Genomic DNA, 18,513 nt, shown 5'->3' on the forward strand with positions numbered 1-18,513 from the left:
TTACCTCGTCAGCCTGAGGGGAGCGAGCGTGGCGAACACCGCTTCTTCCGTCCGCACGACCTCGCTTCCCTGATCTGGAACCGTATTGAGCCAGAGGTCGAACCTGTCGTCGCCTGTCTCCGCCGCGACGGCCTCCGGGTCCTCGCCGAGGATGGGGGGCAACCCCCGTTCCGGCGCGCCGAAGGCGACCGTCAGGTCGCCGGGCGCCGCCTCGTCGTCGGATGCGTCAGTGTCGTCGGATCCGCCCGACCCGTCACCGGACGTGCCGCCATCGTCACCGCCACGAAGCCGTGCGACCAGCTGGTCGAGCTTCGTGACGGTCAGCTCCTCGCCGTAGCGAGAGGCCGCGATGGTCAGCCCGGCGTCGGGCCGTGCGAGCGCGTCGTCGATCTCGGCCGAGTCGACGACGAACCCTGCCGCGGGCTCGTCGACGAGCTTCGCCCGAACCGGTCGTCGCGAAGAGACCCTGACGGAGACGCGCTCCCCCTCCCCGACCTCCATCTCGGAGGGCACGGGGAGCGAGACTGGGTGTTGCAGGCCGCAATTGACCCGTACGCGTCCATCAGCACCGACCTCGGTCACGATTCCCTGTCTTAACGACCCCGATTCGTCCGAACCGGAGCCGGTCCGTGAACGCTGGCGGAGCGCCGGCAGGACCCCAGCGTACTCCAGTTCGCCCCGCCTGTCCCATACCTCCTTTCGGAGGTAGGGGGGTGTGGCGGCGTACCGCAGCACCGTTTCGACGAACCCGGCACCTCGCTTCTCGACCCCGTCGGAGTCGGGATAGACCGTCAACCGGTCCACCCGGAAGACCGTGGCCGCGCGGGCCACGTATCCGACCTTGCGAGTCGCCTCGCGTTTGTCTTCGGCCTCCCGGGTGAGGGATGCCGGCACGAGCACGCTGGTGGTCATGCCGTGACGCTTCCGCGCCGCGCCACTAGACTGTAGCGATACATCCCCAGCCCACCCTTAAAAAAAGCGCGCTTCACGCGCGCGGAGGGACGCGTTCACATGGCCACCGTTCACACGGAGCGCCGCGCGACGGGCGCGATACGTACCGAGCGGTCGCGGCTTCGTATCGAGGTAGTATTCGCCGGGTTCGGCAGTCCGCCCGCGGTGGGGTTCCCGCGAGCGAGGCCCGCCGGTACGTCGTTCGCGGGCTCGCGCGCGAGCGTCCCGCCGGCGCGCCGATCAGTCGTGGCTCGGTATCGTCTCGTCGCAGACCGGGCAGCTCCCGCGGCCCTGTCCGGCGTCGAGGTCGTTCGGCTGGCCTGTCCACCCGCAGACTGGACACTGGACGGGGTCGCCTGGCATAACGCCTGGGACACGCGTCGCTGGCCGGAAAAGCGTGGTGGCAGTGACGGCCGGGGAACCGGAGCCGACTCCCCGCCGCGAATCGACAGCCCGCGCGGTCGTCGCCGTCGCCGCTCCGACCGATTCGGAAGCCTTTTATCCCTCTCCGCCAGTCGTTTACGATGTGAGGCGCGCCGGGCGACCGGCGGACGCCGAACGTGTGTGCGACGGTGGTGTAGTGGTATCACAGGACCCTGCCACGGTCCTAACGCGAGTTCAAATCTCGCCCGTCGCACTTCTCTCTCACGCTGCTTCGCGAGCGGCCGCTGTGCGTGTCGCTCGCATCGCACGAGTGTGAATGGCCGTCGAGATTTGCACCCGGGCAGACGCAGGGCGAGCGGAGCGAGCGACCGTCTGCCTCCGGTTCAAATCCCGCCCGTCACACTTTTCCACAATTCAACGGCGCGGAGTTCCATCTCCGCGCCTCACTGAATCTCGGTAACTGCGCTCCGAGATCTGAGGATGACGCACTCGCAGTAAAGCGGTGCCTACGGCTGATACGGTGAGAATACCGGATCCGTCCCGCGCCGCGAGCGGACGGCGGGGGTCAGTCCGCGTGGCGGGCGTCGCGCGCGTTCCGCCGGATCTCCGCCTTCCGGTCCTCGATCGCGCCTTCGAGCGCGGCGCGCATGTCGACGCCCGTCGCGTCGTCGAGCGCCTGTTGCAGTTTCGCGAGCGTCTCGTCCTCCTCGTAGGAGGGCGTGTCCGGTAAGCCGGCCATACCCAACCGACTCCCGAGATCCGTACTTAAGGTTTCGGTCCGGATCTCTGCGCTGAGAACGCCGCAACTAGCGGGCAGTTACCCCGCCGGAACCGAGCCAGTAGCGTGCCGGCGGGGGCGAGGCCACCCCGGCCGGAGCATCTTAGGTCCGGCCGGTCGTACCCCCTACCATGACGGTCATCGGCTTTCTGAGCGTGGCACCGGTCATCGAGGGGAGCATGTCCGCGGAGGTCGCGAAGGCGGTGGCGGCGCTCGACGACTACGACGTGGGCTACGAGACGACGCCGATGGGGACTATCATCGAGGCCGACGACTCCGCGGAGCTGTTCGCGGCTGCCGGGGCAGCCCACGAGGCCGTCGACGCCGACCGCGTGAGCACGTTCCTGAAAGTCGACGACAAGCGGACCGTCGACCAGTCGGCGAGCGAGAAGGTCGACGCCGTCGAGGACCACCTCGGGCGGGAAGCGAAGCGCGAACGGTCGGATTGACGGGGCCAGCCGGTCGCCCGGTCCCGGCGGCGACCGGGCCGGACGATCGGGACGACCGCGCGGGCGAACCGAAGACCGAAGGCCCAGCGGCGTGGAGGCGGGTGTATGGAGAGTCTCAACCGGACCGCGACGGACCTCGTCGACGAGGCGCTGGACTTCGCCGACGAGCTGAACGTCGCGGCCCACCAGCTGGACAGCGAGGCGCTGGTCGTCGACTTCGGCGTCGACGTGCCGGGCGGCGTCGAGGCCGGGATGATGCTCGCGGAGATCCAGACAGCCGGGCTGGCGACCGTCCAGAGCACGCTGGAGGAGGTCGCCGGCGCGCCGCTGACCCACGTCGAACTGTCGACCGACCACCCGGCGCTGGCGCTGCTGTGCTCGCAGAAGGCCGGCTGGGAGCTGAGCGTCGACGGCTTCGAGGGGCTGGGCAGCGGCCCCGCCCGCGCGCTCGTGGCCGAGGAGGACGAGTTTCAGCGCGTCGGCTACAAGGACGACTTCGAGTTCGCCGTCCTCGCGATAGAGACCGAGGAGGTCCCCGACGAGGCCGTCGTCGAGCACGTCGCCGAGCGGGCGGGCGTCGCCGAGAGCGGGGTGTTCCTCCAGGCGTTCTCGACGGCCAGCCTCACCGGCAGCGTCGCGATGGCCGCCCGCGCGGCCGAGCTCGCGACGTTCCGGCTCTCGGAGCTGGGCTACGACCCGCTGGACATCCTCTCGGTGACGGGGTCGGCGCCCGTGGCGCCGGTCGCCGACGACGAGGAGACGGCCATCGCGCGGACCAACGACGCGCTGGCCTACGGCGGGCAGGCCCACCTCGTCGTCGACGAGCCGTTCGACCGCTTCGACGAGGTGCCCTCGACCGCGACCGACGAGTACGACACGCCGTTCGCCGAGATCTTCGCCGACGCCGACTGGGACTTCTACGAGGTGCCCGAGTCCGTGTTCGCGCCCGCCCAGGTCACGATCGACGTGGTCGGCGGCGACACGCACGTCCTCGGCGACGTGAACGAGGAGCGACTCGCCGAGAGCTTCGGGCTCTAGCGTGCGCTACAAGGTCGTCCCGCCGGTCCGCGATCGGGCCTTCCTCGCGGCCGCCCAGCGGGCCCTGCCGCTGGTCCCGGGGACGGTCGAGGACTGCTGTCTCCGGATCGTCGACGAGACGGCCGCGCCCTCCCGGGACGCCGCCCGCGAGTACCTCACCTTCCTCCAGGCGCTCGAACTCGCCGAGGAGACGCCGCGGGGGTTCAGGCGCCGGCGCGTCGACGCCGACGAGGCCGACCTCGCCGACGCCTTCGAGCGCCGCGTGTTCGGCGCGAGCGAACTCCTCGACGCGCTCCGGGAGTCCGGGTCGCTGACCGTCGACGAGGCCTTCGACGGGATGCGCGAGCACGTCCCCCGGTGGGAGCGCGACCGCCACACCGACTGGGAGGCGGAGTGGCTCGAGCGGACCGAGCGGCTGCTCGAATGGAGCGTCGCGTTCGGCCTGGCCGCCCGCGACGGCGACCGATACCGGTCGATGGACAGGTAGCGGAACGCCGCCCGTCAGTCGCCGTCCGCTCGTCGACGGTGACGCCGATACCGCCGCCTCGGGGATTGTTCATACCCAACATTTCGCTGTTTCGGGGGAGGATATTCTGATACTGGTGGGTATGATACCAGAACCAGGATCGAAACTCCTTAGCTATGTACAACGTACTGTCTCGTATGCGCGAGTTCGAGTTCGTCCTCACCTATCGGGAGGGCGCCGACGTGTTGATGGACGTGTTTCGCGAGCGGCCGGGCCTGCGCGCCCAGACGGCTGCGTGTTTCGCCAACGATCGGTCGATGTGGCGCGTCGACCACGTGCTGGGGTCGCCCGAGGCGCTCGACGCCGTAGAGGAGCACTTCCTCGACGAGACGACGTGCAACGAGTGTCTGGACGTGGTTGGCTGTGACTCCACGCGGGAGTACCAGGTCATCAGCTCCGAACCCGAGCACCGCGTCTACTTCACGCGCCGCGAGGAGATCCAGCACTGCCACTCGATCCCCTACCTCGCCGTCGACCACGTCGGCGACGGCCTGCTGATCGAGGCCGAACGGTGCGACGACGAGTACGTCTGGCGGCTGCTCATTCCCGACGACTGCGCCGTGGGCGAGCTGTACGACCGGATCGACGAGCGCCTGCGCGACGGCATCTCGCTGGAACTCGGCCACGTCTCCGACCCGCAGAACTGGAACGGCGGGTTCGGCACCGCGGGCCTGCTGACGCCCGAGGAGCGGGAGACCGTCGCCGCCGCCGTCCGCGCCGGCTACTACGGCACCCCGCGGGACGCGACCGTCGCGGACCTGGCCGACGAACTGGACACTCCCCACTCGACGGTCCAGTACCGCCTCCAGCGCGCCGAGGAGAAGATCGTCAGCCGCTTCGCCTCCGAGACGCTCTGAGGGGTCCTCAGCGCGGTATCGTCCGGGAGCTCAGTCCTCGCTCGCGACGAGGTCCGCGACCATCCCACTCACGTACTCGACCTCGTCGTCGTTGACCCCGTGGCCCATGCCGGGGTAGATGCGCTCCTCCACGTCTGCTTCCAGTTTCTCCAGCACCTTGGTCGTCACGTGGACGCGCTCCTCGGGGATGTGGGGGTCCACGTCGCTACAGCCGACGAACGAGGGAGTTGCCTCCAGCGATCCCTCGAACTCGTCGGGGTCGATCGTCTCGCCGATGAGCCCGCCGGAGAAGGCGATGTGGCCGCCGTACCGCCGGGGGTTGCGCGCCACGAACTCTGTTCCGAGACACGCGCCCTGCGAGAATCCGAGTATGATGACCTTTTCGGTGGGGATCCCCGCGTCGTTCGCCTCGTCGAGGGCGTCCTCGACGGCCCGCAGGCCCGACGAGCGGCCGGGCTCGTTGGACTCGACGGGTTCGAGGAAGGAGTTGGGGTACCAGGTGTTGCGCGCGGCCTGGGGCGCGAGCAGGGCGACGCCGTCCTCGTGGAGTTGCCGCCCCATCTGGAGGATGCTCTCGGCGGTCGCGCCGCGGCCGTGAACCAGGATCATGGCGGCCTCGGCTTCCTCCAGCGGCGTCCCGCCGGTGGCGAGTTGCTGTCCCTGGTGGGGGCCGTCCATTCAGGCCACCTCCCCGGCGGGCGTCGTGTGTTCGTCCGCCAGTGTCGTGTCGAACCTCTCTCGCTGGGCGATCATGGGCTTCCCTACGGTGTCGCCCTACAAAGGCGCTCGCCGACATCGTCGCCACCCGATGACATCGGGGTTACCGACCCCGTCCGCGGTCGCCCCGGGCTCCCTGATCCCCATGCGGTCACCCGGGACCTCGGGTCCTCGTGCAGTCGCTCGGTGTCAGAGTCCCAGGATATCCCGGGCCTGCGAGGTGTCGGCGACCTCGCGGCCGAGTTCTCCGGCGACCCGGACCACGCGTTCGACGAGCTGAGCGTTGCTCTCCGCGAGTTCACCCTTCCGGTAGTAGACGTTGTCCTCCAGCCCGACCCGGACGTTGCCGCCGAAGAGGACCCCCATCGTGGCGAACGGCAACTGGTGGCGGCCGAACCCGAGCGTGTTGAACAGCGCGCCCTCGGGGAGGTTGTCGACGGCGTTCAGGAAGTTCCGGGGTCGCGGCCGGGTGAGCGTCCCCGGGCCGAAGATGAGCGTCGCGTAGACCGGGTCGGCCAGCTCGCGACGGTCCAGCAGGCCGTGGACTTCGTTGAGATGGCCGTCGTTGAACACCTCCAGTTCGGGCTTGATCCCGCGGTCGGCCATCTCGTCGTACAGCGCGTCGACGGTCGCCAGCGTGTTCTCGCTGGTGAGCCGGTCGTAGCGGTTCAGCGGCCCCATGTCCAGCGACGCCATCTCCGGCGGCGGGTCGGTCCGCAGCGAGAGGTGGCGTTTCTCCGTGGGCGCCCCCGTCGCACCCGTCGTGTGCTGGATGATCACGTCGTCGGTGTGGCGGCGGATCGCCTCGTCGATGGCCTGGAACCGCTCGGTCGAGAACGCCCGCTCGCCGTTGTCCTCGCGTGCGTGGACGTGGACGACCGACGCGCCGGACGCCTCGACTTCCCCCGCCGCCTCCCCGATCTCCTCGGGCGTCTCGGGCAGGTTCGGGTTGGCCTCCTTGCCGTGGATCCCCCCGGTCAGCGCCGCTGTGACGACGACCGGCTCGTCCGCGAGGAACCGCTCGTAGCTCACGAGGCGTCGCCTCCGTCGTCGTCGCTCTCGTGGCCGCTCTCGCCGGTCGGTCCGCTACCGGCGTCGTCGGCGTGGTCGAGATAGATTTCGCAGTCCTCGGCGTGGTCGAGGTCGAACCGGTCGTTGCAGATGTCCGCGCGCATCGGCTGGACGAACCGCTCGGCGGCCTCGCAGTAGGCACGGGCCTCGTCGAAGCTCGCGCCGTCGGCCGACTCCCGGTACGAGAGGAACGGACAGGCCATGGCCGACGTTAGACTCACAGACTCAAAAAGCTCGACCACAGGTCCGCGATAGACGGCTGAAACTGTCGGCAGGCGGGCCGGCACAGCGATCACAGTTCCCCGCGGATTCAACCGGAGACGTTATTCCAGTATTCTTATCTGACCGAGCCTGAATCGTAACCCCGTGAACAGAAGGGACTTCGTTTCGGTCGCTGCGCTGGGACTGTCGACGATAGTCGCGGGCTGTAGCTCGTCGGGATCCGGCGATACGCCGGACGGTACCGACGAGTCAGGGCCCGCTCGAACGGAGACCGACACGCAGAGCGCCACTCCGACGGCGAGTCGAACGCCGACCGCAACCCCGGAGCCGACAGCCCGGCCGACCGACTCGCCGACGCCCACAGATACGCCGACGGCGACACCGACTGATACGCCGACGGCGACCCCGACGGCAACTCCGACTGCGACCCCGACTCCGGTGGATCCGGGTCAGCCGGGGTTCCACCGGGAGAGCTACAGCGGGACGAGCGGCGAAGAGATCGACATCCCGATCTCCCTCGGCGAGCACGACGAACTGTACCTCGTTGTCGGCGACGAACAGTTGGCCAACTTCGAGATTCAGGCCGTGATCAGCGACGGAAGTGGCGATTACGATGTCACCGCCGTTTTCGATACGGACGCGGGCAGTTCAGACGCGGCGTGGCTCAGGTCGGACGACGAAGGAGACTCACTGTCGGTCGCGAACGTGACGAACCCGAACGACATCGAGACGGTGGAACCCTTTTCCTACGACCTGTCCCTGTACGAGAGTTCGGCGATGGAGACAGAACTCGACACCGGTACCGTCTCGATCACCTCGTCGGGGTGAAACCGGCAGGCACGGAAGAGGTCGGTTCGCCCATCTGATCGGACGACTATCCCCACATGGCCCGCTCCGCGGGCAGCAGACCGGCCGGATTGCTCACTCCTTTCCGCAATCCCCGGGTGGGTGTCCGGTGTACGGCTGCCCGCGAGTCGAACGGGGCGAGCGAGTCCGCCCTCGCTCTCCCGGGCACCCGGAGTCGGAAGCTTGTTTACCGGACTCGGAGAGACTCGGATATGAACTTCTTCGACCGGCTGGCCGACCGCATCGCGTCCGTCGACAGCGTCGTCTCGGTGGGGCTGGACCCCGACCCCGCCCGGATCCCCGACCACCTGCACGACCACGACCTGCCCCGCTGGGCGTTCAACCGCCGCATCATCGACGCGACGCACGAACACGCCGCGGCGTTCAAGCCCAACGCCGCCTTCTACGAGGACCCCGACGGCTGGACGGCCCTGCGGGAGACCGTCGCCTACGCCCACGGCAAGGACGTGCCGGTCCTGCTGGACGCCAAGCGCGGCGACATCGGCAACACCGCCCGCAAGTACGCCGAACTGCTGGACGACGACGGCATGGGAATCGACGCCATCACGGTCAACCCCTACCTCGGCCGCGACGCGCTGGAACCGTTCCTCTCGCGGGAGGACAAGGGGATCATCGTCCTCTGTCGGACCTCCAACCCCGGCGGCGCCGACCTGCAGGGCCTCGAACTCGAAACCGGCGAGCCGCTGTACGAGCGGGTGGCCGCGCTCGCCGACCTGTGGAACGCCAACGACAACATCGGGCTCGTCGTCGGCGCTACCGCGCCCGAAGAGTTGGAGGAAGTCCGGGAGATCGTCCCCGACATCCCGTTCCTCGTCCCGGGCGTCGGCGCGCAGGGCGGCGACGCCGAGGCCGCCGTCGAGTACGGCCTCGCCGACGGCGTCGGCCTCGTCAACTCCTCACGGGGGATCATCTTCGCCGGCGAAGACCAGGGCGAGGAGTTCGCCCAGGCGTCGGGAGAGGCCGCCAAGCGGCTGAAGAAGCGGCTGAATCAGTACCGATAGCGCGCCGGATACCGATATATAAATTTTGCTGGCGGTGTGCCGACCCCGAAGCCCGTGGCCTTTTTATACGGGGTTCGGCGCCGTCGGTCCGGATATGACGACTGACACCGTTCGCGCGGCGCTGGGGCGGTTTCTCGGCGTCGTGGTCGACCCGCAGACGTATCGAAACCTGACGTACCTGCTGTTGACGTTCCCGCTGGGCGTGCTGTACTTCACGCTCATCGTGACGGGCGGATCGGCGGGCCTGTCGCTGGTCCCGCTGCTCGTCGGAGTTCCGCTACTGCTCGCGGTGCTCGCGCTGGCGGCGCTGCTCGCGGATTTCGAGACGCGGCTCGCCCGGGGCCTACTCGGCACGGACGTGACCTACGAGACCCCGCTGCGGGTCCGCGGCGAGGCGGAGCCGGTCGAGTTCGCGAAGCGGCTGGCGCTCGACCCGCGGAGCTACCTTGCCGTCGGCTACCTGCTCTCGAAGTTCGCAATCGGCATCGCAGCGTTCACAATCCTGGTTACGAGCGCGACGGCGTCCGGCGCCTTCGCGCTCGCGCCGGTCCTCTACGACCGGTCCGGGATCACCTACCAGATGGGTCCGTGGAGCGTCGAGACGCTCCCCGCCGCCCTTGGGGTGTCGGCCACCGGAGTCGTCCTCGCGGTCGTCTCCCTGCACCTCTGCAACGGCGCCGCCTGGGTCGTCGGCGAGTACACCGACGCGATGCTCGGGTCGGCGGACCGCGACGGGTAGCCCCTCCCGGCGACGAGGACGCCGGCCGGCGCGCGCTCAGAACCGATAGGTGTCGACGCCGTCGGGCATGTCGTCGCCGGTCCCGGTCGGGTCGGCGGGGTCGCCGCCCTCGATCTGTGCGACGCACTCGCTACAGATCCCCCGCTGTGCGTCGAAGTGGCGGTCGCAGACCAGGTTTCCGCAACGGTCGCAGGTGTGGTCGACATCGGGACGCTGGCAGATTTCGCAGAGCCCGGACACGCTCATGTGACGCCGTAGCGGGCGAGCGGGTAAAGGGGTTGGGCGGCGAGCGGGAGAGTCCCGAGAGCGGCCGATTCGGCGCCGACGCGACGGGCCGCCGGTCGGGGTCCCGCCGCGTCCGAGACGTTTAGGGGGCACCGACGCCAAGGGGCGAGCGTGTACGGTCCCCGACTCGTCTCGGCGCTCGCCGCGGTGTTCGCGGGCATAGCCGTCCTCTTCGCTATCTTCGGGGTCGTCGCCAACCTCGGATTTTTCGTCGTCGCGGCGCTGTTCGGCGCGGTCGCGTACTTCATGTGGTACCACGCCTCCGGCCGGTTCGCCCGGCGGCTCTACCGCGGCGTCGAGGACCGCGCGGCGCCCGGCGGCGGCGGTCGCGGTGGCCGCGGCGACCGCGGCGGCTTCGGCGCCGGCCCGCGGGAGGACTGGGAACAGCCCCGCGACGAGGGCGCGCGACGGCGGGCACAGGCGGCCGGCGGTCAGCAGACAGGGGGCGGTCGTCGTCAGCGACAGGGGGCTCGCGCGGGCGGTCAGCGCCGCCGGCGCCGCGGGCGGGCGACCGCCGCCGCACAGCGGAGCGGTCCCACGGTTGCCGAGGCCTACGATACGCTCGGCCTGGATCGGGGCGCCGACGAGGACGCCGTCAAGGCCGCCTACCGCGAGAAGGTCAAGGAGGTCCACCCCGACTCCCCCGACGGCGACGAAGAGGCGTTCAAGGAAGTGCAGTCGGCCTACGAGCGACTGACCGACTGAGTATCGTCCTGTTCGATCTGTCTGCGTGTTCATCGTCGCCACCCTTTCGAGCGCTCCAGCGGGCGGAGGACTTTCCGCGTGTAGCGTCTATAACCGACCAAATGTTCGACCAAGAGATCGCCCCTGACGTTGTGGAACTCGGCCCGGGCGACGCGGACCTCGCTGTGGTCTGTAACATGCACGGGGACGAACCGACAGGTGCTCGCGCGATCCGTCGTGTCCTCACGTCGTCGCCCGAATTCGAGCGGGGCGTAAAGTTCATCGTCGCAAATCCGCCGGCGTCCATCTCGCATCGTCGGTTTCTCGACGTTGACATGAACAGGGTGTTCCCGGGCGACCCAGAGGCCGACGAACGTGAGCGGCGCCTCGCCGCCCAGCTCGTGGCTGAGACGGCCGGCTGCGATACCATCTCCTTCCACACGACCCACGCGACCCCCGAGCCGATCGCATTCGTCTCGGAGGGGAATCCCCGCTCGCTCGAGATCGTCTCACAGATCCCGACCTCGTATGTCGTCAACGAGGCGTCGGTCGTCGACGGTTCGTTCAGTTCGACGGGGCGGGTCGTCTCTATAGAGGCCGGGAAGGTCGGGCAACCGAACTCGGTTGCGAAAGCAGAGATGCTGATCCGGGCGTTCCTCGACAACGAGCGCGCGATCTCAGAGAAACCTCCGATGCACGCCCCCGTGACGAACTACTTCGAGATCTACGACAAAGTCGAGAAGCCGTCGGGGGACGGATCGTACGAACTGCTCGCACGGAACTTCGAGCGAGTCGAGAAGGGGGAGGCGTACGCAAAATCGAAGAGCGGGGTCCTCCTCGCCGACGAACCGTTCGTTCCCGTCCTGATGTCACAGTCGGGGTACGGTGAGATATTCGGCTACCGGGGACGGAAGATCGGCGAGTCGGTCGAGGACGCGAAGGAGGCGTGGCTCGACGGAGAGACGTGACTGACAACCCGGCTGGTGGAACGACAGACCCGTACCGGCGACACTCTCTGTACCGAGCAGCCGTGAAGCCCGACGGCGGTTCCACCCACGTTTTTGCCCGCGGACCGCCGAGTAGCGACCAGTGACGCCACCGCTCGCCGTCGACATCGACGGAACCCTGACTGACGAGGACCGCGCCGTCCACCCGCCCGTATTGTCCGTCCTTCGGGAGTGGGACGCTCCCGTGGTACTCGCAACTGGGAAGGCACTCCCCTACCCCGTCGCACTCTGCGAGTTCGCGGGCGTCGAGCGGACGGTCGTGGCCGAGAACGGCGGCGTCGCGTTCGTCCACGCGACCGACGACCTGCTGTTCCTCGGTGACCGCGAGGCCGCCCAGCGCGTGGTCGACGAGTACGTCGAGACGGGCCACGACCTCGGCTGGGGGTCCCACGACCTGGTCAACCGCTGGCGCGAGACGGAGGTGGCCGTCAGCCGCGAGGCGCCGCTGGAGCCGCTCCAGCGGATCGCCGCCGACCACGGCCTCGAAGTCGTCGACACCGGCTTCGCCTACCACGTCAAGTCGCCCGACGTGAGCAAGGGCCGGGCGCTTGAGGCCGTCGCCGAGCGGCTGGATCGTGATCCCGGGGAGTTCGTGGCCGTCGGCGATTCGATCAACGACGTGTCGACGTTCGAGGTCGCGGGGCGGTCGTTCGCGGTCGCCAACGCCGACGAGCCGGCCCGGGAGACCGCGGACGTGGTGCTCGACGCCGCCTACGGCGAGGGGTTCCTCGAAGCGGTCGAGCGGGTGCGGTAGCGCGGGGGTCGGCCGCGGCGGGCCCGTTCACGAGGTCTGGGGACCGATACGGACCGCTCCGGGAGCGCTCCGGACGGGAATCCGGCGCAAACCCGGAGAAGGCTTTTGTACTGGCCCCCGTTACCGACCCCCATGAGCCCCGACCGGGCCGTCCTCGAACGCGCCATCGAACGCGGTGAGCGCGAGGGCGGCAGCGTCGAGTTCAAAGAGCGGCTCACGAAGGACCTCCACCTGGCGGACGGCCGTCGGGAGTCGCTGGCCGCCCAACTGCGCCACCGCGTCCTCTCCGGCGACGGGGAGGCCACCTACGTCGTCGGCGTCACCGACGACGGCGCCCTCGCCGGCATCGCCCCCGAGGCGTTCACCGAGTCGATGGACGTGCTGAGCCTGCTGGCCGAGGAGGCCGACGCCCACATCGAGAACGTCGAGACCTGGGGCGTCGACGCCGACGGCCGCGCGAAACCGAAAGGCGACGGTCGCCCGGCCGACTCCTCCGGGTCCGCCGACGCCCCCGCCGAGGGCATCGTCGGCGTCGCGACAGTCCGGGAGGGCGCCGTGCTTGAGGACGACGAGCACATCGTCGTCGGGACCGCCGGCCACGTCGACCACGGCAAGTCGACGCTGGTCGGCACCCTCGTCACCGGCCAGCCCGACGACGGCGAGGGCGGCACCCGCTCGTATCTCGACGTGCAACCCCACGAGGTCGAACGCGGCCTCTCCGCGGACCTGTCCTACGGCGTCTACGGCTTCGACGACGACGGCCCGGTCCGGATGGACAACCCCGACCGCAAGTCCGACCGCGCCCGCGTCGTCGAGGAGGCCGACCGGCTCGTGAGCTTCGTCGACACGGTCGGCCACGAGCCGTGGCTGCGCACCACGATCCGCGGGCTGGTCGGGCAGAAGCTCGACTACGGCCTCCTGACCGTCGCGGCCGACGACGGCCCGACGAAGACCACGCGCGAGCACCTCGGGATCCTGCTGGCGACCGACCTGCCGACGATGGTCGTCATCACGAAGGCGGACATCGTGAGCGACGAGCGCCTGTCGGAGGTCGAGCGCGAGGTCGAGCGCCAGCTCCGCGAGGTCGACAAGACGCCGCTGTCGGTGGCGCGCCACGGCGTCGGCGCGGCCGTCGAGGAGATCGACGAGAACGTCGTCCCGGTGGTGGCGACCAGCGCCGTCACGATGGAGGGGATGGACACCCTCGACGAGCTGCTGGAGCGACTCCCCAAGACGGCCGGGCCGACCGACGACGAGTTCGCGATGTACGTCGACCGCTCGTACGAGGTCACCGGCGTCGGCGCCGTCGCCTCGGGCACCATCCGCTCGGGCCGCGTGGAGGCCGGCGACGAACTCCTGCTCGGGCCGATGCAGGACGGCGGCTTCCGCGAGGTCGAGGTCCGGTCGATCGAGATGCACTACCACCGCGTCGACCGCGCGAAGGCCGGCCGCATCGTCGGCATCGCCCTGAAGGGCGTCCGCGAGGCCGACGTGGAGCGCGGGATGGCCCTCCTCCCCCGCGACGCCGACCCCGAGCCCGTCCGGGAGTTCGAGGCGGAGGTCATGGTGCTCAACCACCCGACCCGAATCGGGGAGGGGTACGAGCCGGTCGTCCACCTCGAGACGGTCAGCGAGGCCGCCGCCTTCTACCCCGACGAGGGGCGCCTGCTCCCCGGCGACTCGGGGACGACGCGGGTCCGCTTCAAGTTCCGCCCGTACCTGGTCGAGGAGGGCCAGCGGTTCGTCTTCCGCGAGGGCCAGTCGAAGGGCGTCGGCAAGGTCACCGACGTTCGCCCCGACGAGTGACGGCTTTCCGACGCAGGCCGTGATAGCGGGTTAGCGGCGGGTTCCAACCGATGAGTCCCAAGTAGCGACAGCCGTCCCTCCCATCAACCGAGCGTTACGGTGCCGCCGTCTCGTCAACCGGGAGTTACGACACCGGTATCACCTCGGTACCGCCCGAAAGGCGATCCAACCGCCGTCCCCGAGTTCGTACCGCCACGCTACCGTCCGAACAGCCGGCTAGTAACTTTCCCCGGAACGCTCAGAGGGTGACACGCGTGCGGACGGGCACAGCAGGCGCTCGTTCCCGCGCACAGGAGAGATATCATGAGCTTCGGAAATCAGAGCGGACGACAGGGAACGCACAGCCAGCAGAACCAGCAGCCGTCCCAGCAGATGGGCCAACAGACCGGCCAGCAGCCCCAGCAACAGCAGGGGTACATCCCGGCCGCCCAGCAGCCGTCGGGACAACAGGCAGGTTTCCCGGGTCAGCAGGGCCGGGGCGCCGACCAGGGCGCACAGGACCGCCGCCACTCCCAGCAGTTTCGCCAGCGGATGAGCCAGATGGCCCAGCAGCGTCCCCGTGACCCCCAGACGGGGCAGTTCCTGCCGACCGGCGGCCAGGGCGGCCAGCAGTCCCAGCAGCGCGGTGGTCAGCAGCGTCAGCAGCAGTACCAGCAGCCCCAGCAGTCCCAGCAGACGGGCCAACAGCAGTTCAGCCAGCAGCCCCAGACACAGCAGATGAACCAGCAGCCCCAGCAGATGGGGCAGAGCACACAACAGACCAGCCAGCAGCCCCAGCAGATGGGGCAGAGCACACAACAGACCGGCCAGCAGCCCCAGCAGATGGGGGGGCAGCAGCAGGGGTACATCCCGGCGACCCAGCAGCCCAGCGGCCAGCAGGCCGGCTTCCCCGGCCAGCAGGGCCGCGGGGCCGACCAGGGCACCCAGGACCGGCGCCACTCCCAGCAGTTCCGGGAGTTCCAGCACCAGAAGGCCGAACACCAGCCGCGCGACCCCCAGACCGGTCAGTTCCTGCCGGAGAACCAGCAGGGACAGCAGGGTCAGCAGGGCCAACAGGGCCAGCAGGGGCAGTCCGGCGGACAGATGTACGCCCAGCAGAGTCAGCAGCCCCAGCAGAGTCAGCAGGGCACTCGGCAACAGAACTGGCAGTAGACGTCCCGGGAGCGATCCCTCCTACCCCGGCGGTCGACGGCGTGATATCCGCGTTTTTTCGAGTGACGAGCCCGACAGCGACGGCTATCGGACGACCACGACCCCGGAGAAGAACGTCGAAACCCGCGTCAGGACTCCATCTTCTCGACGATCCGGTCGGCCGCGTCGCGCGCCTCGCTCTCGTCGGCGACGCCGTCGACCGGGACCAGGACGCTCTGGGCGGTCCAGTCCTCGTTGCCGTGCTCGTCGCCGGTGCGCACCTCTGCGCCGGAGACGACCGACCCGGCGACGTTGGCCGCCCAGTCGGGCGTCCGGATCTCGTCGAACTCGTCGGGGTCGCGGTAGCGAACGTGGTAGTAGTTCTCGCTCCGTTCGACGCCCTGTATCGACCGGGAACTCGCCATACCGGGCGGTAGTCCCTCCCGGCGGGAGAACCGTCTGCCGGCAATCGAAAGGCCGGCGGGCCGGGCGCGGCAGTTCGGGCGGGACCCCCGGCAGCTACTCCCCGCGAAGGACGGCCCGGAGGAGCTTCGACTCGGCCTTCCGCAGGTGTTCGGCGGCGGTGCTGGGCGCGCAGCTGAGGGCGTCCGCGACCGCCTCGTGGCCGCCGGTCCGCGGCACGTCGTAGTAGCCCAGGTCGAGGGCGGCCTCGGCCGCCTCGCGCTGGCGGTCGGTCAGCCGCGCCGTCGGCGCGACGCGGGAGGCCGCGAGCGACCCGACCGCCTCGACGGTCACCTGCACGGGCTCGGGAATCTCGTCCATCGCCGCCTGGAGTTCCGCCTCCGGACCGAATATCGTGAGCCTCACCGTCCCGTCGGGCCGGTAGACGACGGGCGGGACGACCACGAGCCCGCCGCAGCTGATTGGGCCGAACAGGTCGGCGAGCGAGTCCGTCGTCGCGTCGCGGACGTAGGCGTAGAAGGCGTCGTCCCCCACGCGTTCGATGTCGTAGCCGACGACAACGTCGATGTCGTCGGCCGCCGCCGCGAAGGCGTCGGCGTCGCCCTCGACGTAGTGGAGAATGCCCAGCGCGTCGCCGGTGAAGTTCCACTGCAGCGCCGTCGCCCGCTCGACGAACGGCGCCCGCGTCAGCACGCCGTACATCGGGTGGATCTCCCTCGCGCGGCCCCCGGCGGTGATCGCGACTCGAAGGCGCTTCACGGTCGGCAGTCCGCCCGTCTTTGGCATAAACCCGACGGACAGATGCGGCAGTACCGACAGGTCCGTTCGGCGCGTCTGTTCGACCATGGACAGCGTACTGGTGACCGGCGCGACCGGAACGCTCGGGGGCGCGCTCGTCGACCGACTGGTCGAGGCCGGGTGGCGGGTGCTGGCAGGGACCCGGTGGCCCGACGATCCGCCTCCGACCGCGGGAGACGCCGGAACGGTCGAGTGGATCGAACTGGACCTCGCGGAGGGACGAGGGATCGATCGCGCAGTCGCCGACGCCGAGGCGGTCGTCCACGCCGCAACGGCGCCGCAGGGGGACGCCGAGGCCGTCGACGTTCGCGGAACCGAGCGGCTGCTCGACGCGGCCGAGGGTGCGGGGGTCGAACACCTCCTCTACCCCTCGATCGTCGGCGTCGGCGAGATCCCGTTCTCGTACTACGAGCGCAAGCGCGAGGCCGAACGGGCGGTCGAGGCCAGTCCGGTCCCGTCGACGGTCCTCCGGGCGACGCAGTTCCACGCGTTCGTCGACGAGATACTGGCGACGGTCGCGAGACTTCCCGTGTGGCCGCTGCCGACGGAGTTTCGGGCTCAGCCGGTCGACCACCGCGAGGTCGCGGACCGGATCGTCGACTGCCTCGCGGACGGCCCCCGCGGCCGCGCGGACCCCGTCGGGGGTCCGGCGGTCCACACGCTCGGCGAACTCGCGAGCGCGTACCGCGAGGCCCGGGGGCTCCGTCGGGCGATCGTTCGACTGCCGGTCCCCGGCGGCGTCGCGAAGGGCTTCCGCGCCGGGAAGGCCACCTGTCCGGACCGCGCCGTCGGGACCGCGACCTGGGAGTCGTGGCTGGCCGAGCAGTACGGCGGGGCGGCGACCTCGGCGGCCGACCGGGCGGGCGCCACGTCACGGTGACGGGTGCAGGTACGGGAGCGAGTACCCGGCGTTCGGAGCCGGGCGCCGCCCGTCGGTCGACTCGCGCGCTCCTGGCCGCTGTCGCCGTCTCGCTGACGCTGACGGCGATACACGGGGCCGCACACGGCCGGATCCCGGTCCCGCTCGCGACCTGGCAGCAGGGGTACGCGGCCGTCGTTCTGGTTGGATTCCCCCTCGGAGGTGCGACGCTGGTCCGCCTCGGTCGGCCGGCGACGGGGGCGGCGGTCGCGTTGATCGGCGGTCTGGGCGCGCTCGTGTTCGAAGTGGTCGCGCACTTCGTCGTCGAGAACCCGGACCACGTCGCGAGCGTCGCGACGGGCTGGACCCTGTTCGCCGGGACCGCCGGGCTCTCGGTGCTCGGGGACGCGGTGCTCGTGGCCGTCGCGGCGTGGACGCTCCGGACTCAGCCCCAGGGTTCCTCTGCGAGGTCGTGCAGCGACTCGACGACGTGATGCGGTTCGGGGTCGTGGTCGAACGGCGGGTCGCCGTCGGCGAGCCACACCGACCGCAGGCCGGCGGCGTGGGCGCCGGTCACGTCCGAGGCGTGGGAGTTACCGACGTGGACGGTCCGGTCGGCGTCGACACCGAGTTCCTCCAGCGCGAGGTGGAACGGCTCGGGGTCGGGCTTGTACGGCGCGTCGTGGCCGCCGTGGACGACCACCTCGAATCGGTCCTCGATGCCCAGGCCGGCGAGCTTCTGGGACTGCATCCACGGGTCGCCGTTGGTGACCATCCCGATCCGGTAGGCGTCGGCCAGCGCGTCGAGCGCCCGCTCGGCGCCGTCGAGGAAGCGGACGTTCGACTGGTCGCGTTCGTCGGTGTAGATGTCGGCAACCGCATCGCCGACGGCCTCGTCGTGGCCCGCCTCGACGGCGAAGGTACCGAACGCCGCCCGTCGGGTGTCGCGGATGTCGTCGCCCGCGTCGGAGAACTCGCCCAGCCGCTCGACGTACTCGGCGCCGTCGAAGAAGGGGTCGACGCCGACCCGGTCGAAGGCGAGCGCGAGGATGTCGTCGGCGCTGCGCTCGTACGTGCAGAGGGTGTCGTCCAAGTCGAACAGGACGGCCTCCACTGGCCCCGTCATTGCCAGGTAGTATCGCGCCGGCGGCCAAAAGCCGGTCGAT

25 protein-coding genes and 1 tRNA gene are annotated in these 18,513 nt (G+C 69.8%); 15 read left to right on the forward strand and 11 right to left on the reverse strand.

Annotated features, from left to right (window positions below):
- Both ACMGFI_RS19325 and ACMGFI_RS19330 read right to left on the reverse strand, forming a co-directional pair.
- A complete protein-coding gene (locus ACMGFI_RS19325; RefSeq protein WP_436911797.1) occupies nt 1-912 on the reverse strand; it encodes a putative RNA uridine N3 methyltransferase in 912 nt (303 codons plus the stop codon).
- Nucleotides 913-1,191: 279 nt separating this feature from the next.
- The gene (locus tag ACMGFI_RS19330) at nt 1,192-1,314 is read right to left on the reverse strand and encodes a hypothetical protein (RefSeq protein ID WP_436911798.1); all 123 of its coding nucleotides are present in this window, start codon (nt 1,312-1,314) and stop codon (nt 1,192-1,194) included.
- Between the two features lie 203 nt (nt 1,315-1,517).
- Here ACMGFI_RS19330 and ACMGFI_RS19335 point away from each other — a divergent pair.
- Nucleotides 1,518-1,588, forward strand: a tRNA-Gly gene (locus tag ACMGFI_RS19335).
- Nucleotides 1,589-1,900: 312 nt separating this feature from the next.
- On the opposite strand, the gene ACMGFI_RS19340 is transcribed toward ACMGFI_RS19335, so the two are convergent.
- Complete coding sequence (locus ACMGFI_RS19340; RefSeq protein ID WP_436911801.1) at nt 1,901-2,074, reverse strand: hypothetical protein; 174 nt, start codon at nt 2,072-2,074, stop codon at nt 1,901-1,903.
- Nucleotides 2,075-2,244: 170 nt separating this feature from the next.
- On the opposite strand from ACMGFI_RS19340, the gene ACMGFI_RS19345 reads away from it, so the two are divergent.
- From ACMGFI_RS19345 to ACMGFI_RS19360, 4 genes are all read left to right on the forward strand, one after another.
- The gene (locus ACMGFI_RS19345) at nt 2,245-2,562 is read left to right on the forward strand and encodes an MTH1187 family thiamine-binding protein (RefSeq protein WP_436911803.1); all 318 of its coding nucleotides are present in this window, start codon (nt 2,245-2,247) and stop codon (nt 2,560-2,562) included.
- A gap of 105 nt (nt 2,563-2,667) precedes the next feature.
- The gene (gene mch, locus ACMGFI_RS19350) at nt 2,668-3,600 is read left to right on the forward strand and encodes a methenyltetrahydromethanopterin cyclohydrolase (RefSeq protein ID WP_436911805.1); all 933 of its coding nucleotides are present in this window, start codon (nt 2,668-2,670) and stop codon (nt 3,598-3,600) included.
- Between the two features lies 1 nt (nt 3,601).
- A complete protein-coding gene (locus ACMGFI_RS19355) occupies nt 3,602-4,087 on the forward strand; it encodes a double winged helix-containing putative transcriptional regulator (RefSeq protein WP_436911806.1) in 486 nt (161 codons plus the stop codon).
- 176 nt (nt 4,088-4,263) lie between these two features.
- A complete protein-coding gene (locus ACMGFI_RS19360; RefSeq protein WP_436911808.1) occupies nt 4,264-4,983 on the forward strand; it encodes a helix-turn-helix domain-containing protein in 720 nt (239 codons plus the stop codon).
- Nucleotides 4,984-5,013: 30 nt separating this feature from the next.
- On the opposite strand, the gene ACMGFI_RS19365 is transcribed toward ACMGFI_RS19360, so the two are convergent.
- From ACMGFI_RS19365 to ACMGFI_RS19375, 3 genes are all read right to left on the reverse strand, one after another.
- Nucleotides 5,014-5,661 (reverse strand): alpha/beta hydrolase, encoded by a 648-nt coding sequence (locus ACMGFI_RS19365; protein ID WP_436911809.1) that lies wholly within the window; start codon nt 5,659-5,661, stop codon nt 5,014-5,016.
- A gap of 228 nt (nt 5,662-5,889) precedes the next feature.
- Nucleotides 5,890-6,732, reverse strand: coding sequence for a beta-keto acid cleavage family enzyme (locus tag ACMGFI_RS19370; protein ID WP_436911811.1), 843 nt, complete (start codon nt 6,730-6,732; stop codon nt 5,890-5,892).
- The gene (locus ACMGFI_RS19375) at nt 6,729-6,974 is read right to left on the reverse strand and encodes a hypothetical protein (protein WP_436911812.1); all 246 of its coding nucleotides are present in this window, start codon (nt 6,972-6,974) and stop codon (nt 6,729-6,731) included. Before ACMGFI_RS19375 ends, ACMGFI_RS19370 begins: the two co-directional genes overlap by 4 nt.
- Nucleotides 6,975-7,431: 457 nt before the next feature.
- Here ACMGFI_RS19375 and ACMGFI_RS19380 point away from each other — a divergent pair, with 457 nt between their 5' ends.
- From ACMGFI_RS19380 to ACMGFI_RS19390, 3 genes are all read left to right on the forward strand, one after another.
- Nucleotides 7,432-7,821 (forward strand): DUF7827 domain-containing protein, encoded by a 390-nt coding sequence (locus ACMGFI_RS19380; RefSeq protein WP_436911813.1) that lies wholly within the window; start codon nt 7,432-7,434, stop codon nt 7,819-7,821.
- Nucleotides 7,822-8,051: 230 nt separating this feature from the next.
- Nucleotides 8,052-8,861, forward strand: a complete 810-nt coding sequence (gene pyrF, locus ACMGFI_RS19385; RefSeq protein ID WP_436911815.1) for an orotidine-5'-phosphate decarboxylase — start codon at nt 8,052-8,054, stop codon at nt 8,859-8,861.
- Nucleotides 8,862-8,955: 94 nt separating this feature from the next.
- The gene (locus ACMGFI_RS19390) at nt 8,956-9,600 is read left to right on the forward strand and encodes a sensor domain-containing protein (RefSeq protein ID WP_436911816.1); all 645 of its coding nucleotides are present in this window, start codon (nt 8,956-8,958) and stop codon (nt 9,598-9,600) included.
- A gap of 36 nt (nt 9,601-9,636) precedes the next feature.
- On the opposite strand, the gene ACMGFI_RS19395 is transcribed toward ACMGFI_RS19390, so the two are convergent.
- Nucleotides 9,637-9,846 carry a hypothetical protein gene (locus ACMGFI_RS19395; protein WP_436911818.1) on the reverse strand — a complete coding sequence of 70 codons (210 nt, stop codon included), beginning with the start codon at nt 9,844-9,846 and terminating at the stop codon, nt 9,637-9,639.
- Nucleotides 9,847-9,996: 150 nt separating this feature from the next.
- On the opposite strand from ACMGFI_RS19395, the gene ACMGFI_RS19400 reads away from it, so the two are divergent.
- The 4 genes from ACMGFI_RS19400 (at nt 9,997) to ACMGFI_RS19415 (ending at nt 14,136) form a co-directional block, all read left to right on the forward strand.
- A complete protein-coding gene (locus ACMGFI_RS19400) occupies nt 9,997-10,590 on the forward strand; it encodes a J domain-containing protein (protein ID WP_436911819.1) in 594 nt (197 codons plus the stop codon).
- 101 nt (nt 10,591-10,691) lie between these two features.
- Nucleotides 10,692-11,537 carry a M14 family metallopeptidase gene (locus tag ACMGFI_RS19405; RefSeq protein WP_436911821.1) on the forward strand — a complete coding sequence of 282 codons (846 nt, stop codon included), beginning with the start codon at nt 10,692-10,694 and terminating at the stop codon, nt 11,535-11,537.
- Between the two features lie 121 nt (nt 11,538-11,658).
- Entirely contained in the window at nt 11,659-12,330 is a 672-nt protein-coding gene (locus tag ACMGFI_RS19410; RefSeq protein WP_436911822.1) for a phosphoglycolate phosphatase, read from the forward strand.
- 132 nt (nt 12,331-12,462) lie between these two features.
- Entirely contained in the window at nt 12,463-14,136 is a 1,674-nt protein-coding gene (locus ACMGFI_RS19415; protein ID WP_436911824.1) for a GTPBP1 family GTP-binding protein, read from the forward strand.
- Between the two features lie 216 nt (nt 14,137-14,352).
- Here the strand turns inward: ACMGFI_RS19415 and ACMGFI_RS19420 are convergent, their stop codons facing one another.
- Nucleotides 14,353-14,934: a hypothetical protein gene (locus ACMGFI_RS19420; RefSeq protein WP_436911825.1), complete on the reverse strand. Its 582-nt coding sequence runs from the start codon at nt 14,932-14,934 to the stop codon at nt 14,353-14,355.
- On the opposite strand from ACMGFI_RS19420, the gene ACMGFI_RS19425 reads away from it, so the two are divergent.
- Entirely contained in the window at nt 14,917-15,288 is a 372-nt protein-coding gene (locus ACMGFI_RS19425; protein ID WP_436911826.1) for a hypothetical protein, read from the forward strand. The genes ACMGFI_RS19420 and ACMGFI_RS19425 overlap by 18 nt on opposite strands.
- Before the next feature lie 128 nt (nt 15,289-15,416).
- Here ACMGFI_RS19425 and ACMGFI_RS19430 read toward each other — a convergent pair whose 3' ends face one another.
- Nucleotides 15,417-15,692, reverse strand: coding sequence for a hypothetical protein (locus tag ACMGFI_RS19430; protein ID WP_436911827.1), 276 nt, complete (start codon nt 15,690-15,692; stop codon nt 15,417-15,419).
- Nucleotides 15,693-15,786: 94 nt separating this feature from the next.
- The gene (locus ACMGFI_RS19435) at nt 15,787-16,449 is read right to left on the reverse strand and encodes a helix-turn-helix domain-containing protein (protein ID WP_436911828.1); all 663 of its coding nucleotides are present in this window, start codon (nt 16,447-16,449) and stop codon (nt 15,787-15,789) included.
- 85 nt (nt 16,450-16,534) lie between these two features.
- Between ACMGFI_RS19435 and ACMGFI_RS19440 the strand changes: the two genes are divergently transcribed.
- Nucleotides 16,535-17,368, forward strand: a complete 834-nt coding sequence (locus ACMGFI_RS19440) for an SDR family oxidoreductase (RefSeq protein WP_436911830.1) — start codon at nt 16,535-16,537, stop codon at nt 17,366-17,368.
- Nucleotides 17,365-17,841 carry a hypothetical protein gene (locus tag ACMGFI_RS19445; RefSeq protein ID WP_436911832.1) on the forward strand — a complete coding sequence of 159 codons (477 nt, stop codon included), beginning with the start codon at nt 17,365-17,367 and terminating at the stop codon, nt 17,839-17,841. Before ACMGFI_RS19440 ends, ACMGFI_RS19445 begins: the two co-directional genes overlap by 4 nt.
- Here the strand turns inward: ACMGFI_RS19445 and ACMGFI_RS19450 are convergent.
- Entirely contained in the window at nt 17,793-18,473 is a 681-nt protein-coding gene (locus ACMGFI_RS19450; protein WP_436911834.1) for an HAD family hydrolase, read from the reverse strand. The genes ACMGFI_RS19445 and ACMGFI_RS19450 overlap by 49 nt on opposite strands.
- Between the last annotated feature and the right edge of the window lie 40 nt (nt 18,474-18,513).

Origin of the sequence: Halosimplex marinum (assembly GCF_051414075.1) — an archaeon.
In the GTDB taxonomy this organism is placed as follows: Archaea; Halobacteriota; Halobacteria; order Halobacteriales; family Haloarculaceae; genus Halosimplex; species Halosimplex marinum.